Annotated in this window: 5 protein-coding genes and 1 pseudogene; 4 read left to right on the top strand and 2 right to left on the bottom strand. The window is 59.5% G+C overall.

What is annotated here, in order from left to right; all coding sequences use genetic code 11:
* Positions 1-93: 93 nt before the first annotated feature.
* The 4 genes and pseudogenes from A37O_RS16850 to A37O_RS16265 form a co-directional block, all read left to right on the top strand.
* Positions 94-216 (top strand): annotated as a pseudogene (locus A37O_RS16850) (IS3-like element ISGmo1 family transposase); the annotation flags it as partial.
* Positions 217-440: 224 nt separating this feature from the next.
* The gene (locus A37O_RS0110400; RefSeq protein ID WP_018297440.1) at positions 441-1,382 is read left to right on the top strand and encodes a cation diffusion facilitator family transporter; all 942 of its coding nucleotides are present in this window, start codon (positions 441-443) and stop codon (positions 1,380-1,382) included.
* Between the two features lie 405 nt (positions 1,383-1,787).
* Complete coding sequence (gene fdxA, locus A37O_RS0110395) at positions 1,788-2,111, top strand: ferredoxin (protein WP_018297439.1); 324 nt, start codon at positions 1,788-1,790, stop codon at positions 2,109-2,111.
* Positions 2,112-2,256: 145 nt separating this feature from the next.
* Complete coding sequence (locus tag A37O_RS16265; protein ID WP_245533832.1) at positions 2,257-2,427, top strand: recombinase family protein; 171 nt, start codon at positions 2,257-2,259, stop codon at positions 2,425-2,427.
* A 135-nt stretch (positions 2,428-2,562) separates the two neighbouring features.
* Here the strand turns inward: A37O_RS16265 and A37O_RS0110385 are convergent, their stop codons facing one another.
* Entirely contained in the window at positions 2,563-3,159 is a 597-nt protein-coding gene (locus A37O_RS0110385; protein ID WP_018297437.1) for a cadmium resistance transporter, read from the bottom strand.
* Positions 3,160-3,519, bottom strand: a complete 360-nt coding sequence (gene cmtR, locus A37O_RS0110380) for a Cd(II)/Pb(II)-sensing metalloregulatory transcriptional regulator CmtR (protein ID WP_026196305.1) — start codon at positions 3,517-3,519, stop codon at positions 3,160-3,162.
* Positions 3,520-3,864 lie beyond the last annotated feature (345 nt).

The raw sequence follows: 3,864 nt of genomic DNA, 5'->3' as shown, positions 1-3,864 counted from the left end.
CCTCACCGCCTTGTCCTTGAACTCGTCACTGAACTTCCTAGGCATGATCCAATCCTCCTCTAGAAACGATCGGAACTAAACCCAGGACGCTTCAAGTACATCGAGGTGTTCTACAACCGGCAACGGTTGCACAGCAGCCTGGGCTACAAGACTCCGGCCATTGTGCTGGCCGAGTACCACGATCAGGCGAACGGCGTCCGCACCGCTGCCGCGTGACCAACGAAACCAACCGAGACCGTGTCCAAGAACCTTGACACAGCCCAGTAGAGCCCTGCTACTCTGGCACTGCCAGATGGCGCGGACGTTGACTGGTCACGGCTCGAGCGACAGCCGATTGGAAGATGCCGCGACCTTAACCAATCGGCACCCAACCAGATGGCGTGATGGGAATCGCAGTGGTCCGATCGCGCAGCAGATGACGAAACGGAGGAAGGAAGGCGATGGCTCACGGTAACGGCGGTCGCAGCCACGCGGGGCACCTGCCCTCCAGCGGCGCCGCCCTGACGATTTCGGCGTGGCTGACGGGGATCTACTTCGTCATCGAGTTGGGCATCGGCCTGTGGACGGGATCGGTGGCGGTGATTTCGGACGCCTTCCACACCTTCTCGGCGGTAGGTGGCGTGCTGGTGGCCATCATCGCCGCCCGACTGGCCCGCCGCCCGGCCGATAAGGACCGCAGCTTCGGTTGGTATCGCGCCGAGATCGTGGGCGCCCTGGTCAACGGCGGCTTCTTGCTGGTCATGGCGCTGGTCGTGATTGTGATGGCCGGCATGCGCATGACCGACCCCGTTGACTTGCCCACTACACCCATGCTGTGGGCGGCGGCCGGTGGCTTGCTCACCGAGTTCATCTCGTTGGGATTGATCTGGAAGCAAAGCCGCAGCGACCTGAACGTCAGAGGCGCGCTGTGGCACATTCTTCAGACTTTCGTCGGCAGCCTGCTCATCATCGTCACCGCGCTGGTGATCCGCTTCACCGGGTTCTTGCTGATCGATCCGCTGCTCGGAATGGCCTTCGGCTTCGTCCTGATATGGGCAAGTTGGGGCATCCTGCGCGACGCCGCCCATTTGCTGATGGAGGGCACGCCCGCTGAGATTCGCCTGGGTGAGGTGACCGAAGTACTGGAAGCGCTCGACGGCGTTGAAGGCGCCCATCACGTGCACGCTTGGGCACTGACCAGTGGACGTTACGTGTTCTCCGGTCACCTGCGCATCGCCGACGGGGCCGATCCACAGGCTGTGCTCCAAGCCGCCTCCAGCATGCTCAAGGATCAGTACGGCTTCTTCTTCGCCACACTGCAGGTGGAGGCCGCCTACCTCGACGAGTCCGACGCCGAAGCGATCGATGTCATGCGTGAGACGCGCAAGAAGGGACAGGCGTGAGAACCCTCCTTCTGCTTGCCTTGATCACGTTCTCCGAGGCGGCCATCAGGGAATGAGAAACTAGGTCTTCGTCGCTCTCCGCCCTGCTTTGCAACAGCACCGTTTTGATCACCATTGCCAAACTGAAGCAATAAGAAAGATAGGGACTTCCCCTGGGGTGTTTGAGCCCGCCGAGGGTCCGTCTTCCGCGGCGAGACCATGGACCGGCACCGTTCGATCACCGGCCTCCTGTCCCTGATGTTTGTACCAGCATGCGACGGTGACCAGCTGACCGGTTCCACTATCCTTACCGCTACTGGCGGCGGGGTAATCGAAAATATGTGCCCCCTTGGTGAAGGGTCGGGGAGCTAATAGGATGACAGTGAACCTATTTTCCACGTCTTTATCCGTAGTATTGGAGATCCGATGACCTACACAATCGCCCAGCCCTGCGTTGATGTCCTGGATCGAGCCTGCGTCGAGGAATGTCCCGTGGACTGCATCTACGAGGGCAAACGGATGCTCTACATCCACCCCGACGAGTGTGTCGACTGCGGTGCCTGCGAGCCCGTCTGCCCGGTTGAGGCCATCTTCTACGAAGACGATGTCCCAGACAAGTGGGTGGACTACACCGACGCTAACGCCGCCTTTTTCGACGACCTCGGTTCGCCAGGCGGTGCCGCCAGCCTGGGTCCGCAGGACTTCGACGCCCAGCTCGTCGCGGCGCTGCCGCCACAGAACCAGAACTAGGACCTGATATCGGCCCTAAACAAGGAGAACCTGGCTGCGATGTTTTATGTCCCTCGTACCAATAGTTGTTCCTGGCCTGTCATTGTGATGGTCGAAAGTCGACCTGCAGAAGATCATTGACCAAATCACCGCCAAGGGTGCGAGCGTGCACTTCATCAAGGAAAACCTGATCTTCTCGGCGGAATCCAATGCTTCGCGGGCCCAGCTCATGCTGAGCATTCTCGGCTCCTTCGCTGAGTTCGAACGCCCCATCATCCGGGAGCGACAAGCCGAGGGGATCGCCTGGCGAAAAAGGCCGGCAAGTACACCCCAATAGGGCAGTTTTAGAATTTCTGTCGCGCTAGCGTGGTCGAGTCCCTGCGGCGGCGGCTTTTCACAACTTCATGGGCGGTTTAGTTGATGCCGGTAAGGGAAACCTAGAGAGGCCCTAGCAGCACGGGGGATGAGTTTATTAAAGGCCGAAGGCGCCGCCGCTGACGAGGATGAAGATACCCAGGCCGATCAAGACGATAGGGAACAACACATGCTCCCAGCGTTCGAGAATCTCCGCGATGGGCGGACGGGTGGCCACGAACTTCGCCAACAGGACCAGGCCCGCCACCAGAATCAGAAAGACAACGCAGTAGATGATAACGGTGGCGGTATCCACGTTGAGAAAAACCGGGACATAGACGCCGATATTGTCGCCACCGTTGGCAAAGGTCACCCCGGCGACGGTCAAGACGCTTACGTTCTTTCCGCTGACTTTCGCGTCATCGTCGTCGTCATCGTCTCCCCGCCAGGCTTGCCAGGCCGCCCACAGCCCCAGGGTCAGGGGGATCAGCCCGAAGTAGGGGATCGCCTCGGTGGGCAGGAAAGCATCCGCCCCTAGGGTGACCAGAATCGCGGCTGCGAGGATGCCCGCGAAACCAAGGTACTGCCCGGCCAGGATCCGAAGTGTGGTCCCTGCTTGGCCGGCCCCACGGGCGAAGAACAGCGAGAGCACGATGATGTCGTCGATATTGGTGGCGATAAACAGACCAACCGCCCCCAGGAGACCAGTTACCACTTACCTGTTCCCCTCTCCGGTGGCGCACCCGGGCACGTCACATGCCGAGTCAATACACGGGGCATTCTCGTCGGCAGCCAGAGTGGTATCCAGCAGTGAGTTCAACGCCTGGACAAGATGGGCGTCGACGATCTCGTAGCGGGTCTTCCGCCCCTGCGGTTCGGCGACCACAATTCCGCAGTCCCGTAGGCAAGTGAGGTGGTTCGACACATTTGACCGCGTCAGTTCCAGCTCCCGGGCGAGATCGGCCGGGTAGGCCGGGCCACCCAACAGGGTCAGGAGAATATGGGATCGGGTGGGATCGGCCATCGCCCGACCCAATCGGTTCATCACGTCCAAGCGTGTAGCAATAGTCAGCATGCACTGAACTATACAGTTGTTGCTGAACTGTTGCAACGAGGGTCGAACGTCGGCCCGACGGTGATGTGTGGGACACCAGCATCCTTCAGTACTGTCTGTGTCGAAATCGTTCGTTTTTGACACAAAAACCCGGTTTCCGAAATGGTCCCATACGTAAAGGTGGGTGCGTTACGTTTTTGTATCACAACACAGTGCCGTATTCTATGTGCCCATTCACTGACCTCCGCACGGGTTCTGATACGTTTTTGAGGGTGCTGTTGCAAAGTTGGGGCAGTAGGAAGAGCGACGTGAAATAATCACAGCCATGGGTATCTTCTCCGGTCGTCGTTTCCCCGTGACATCATT

It is taken from the genome of Corynebacterium lubricantis DSM 45231 (genome assembly GCF_000379425.1).
GTDB classification, from domain to species: Bacteria; Actinomycetota; Actinomycetes; order Mycobacteriales; family Mycobacteriaceae; genus Corynebacterium; species Corynebacterium lubricantis.
The sequence above is the reverse complement of the archived record's forward strand: the minus strand, read 5'-3'. Positions and strand labels throughout refer to the sequence as shown.

What these genes read in the sequence shown, in the direction of transcription:
- A37O_RS0110400 (WP_018297440.1), top strand. Translation starts at nt 441, where the DNA reads ATGGCTCACGGTAACGGCGGTCGCAGCCACGCGGGGCACCTGCCCTCC.
- fdxA (WP_018297439.1), top strand. Translation starts at nt 1,788, where the DNA reads ATGACCTACACAATCGCCCAGCCCTGCGTTGATGTCCTGGATCGAGCC.
- cmtR (WP_026196305.1), bottom strand. Translation starts at nt 3,519, where the DNA reads ATGCTGACTATTGCTACACGCTTGGACGTGATGAACCGATTGGGTCGG.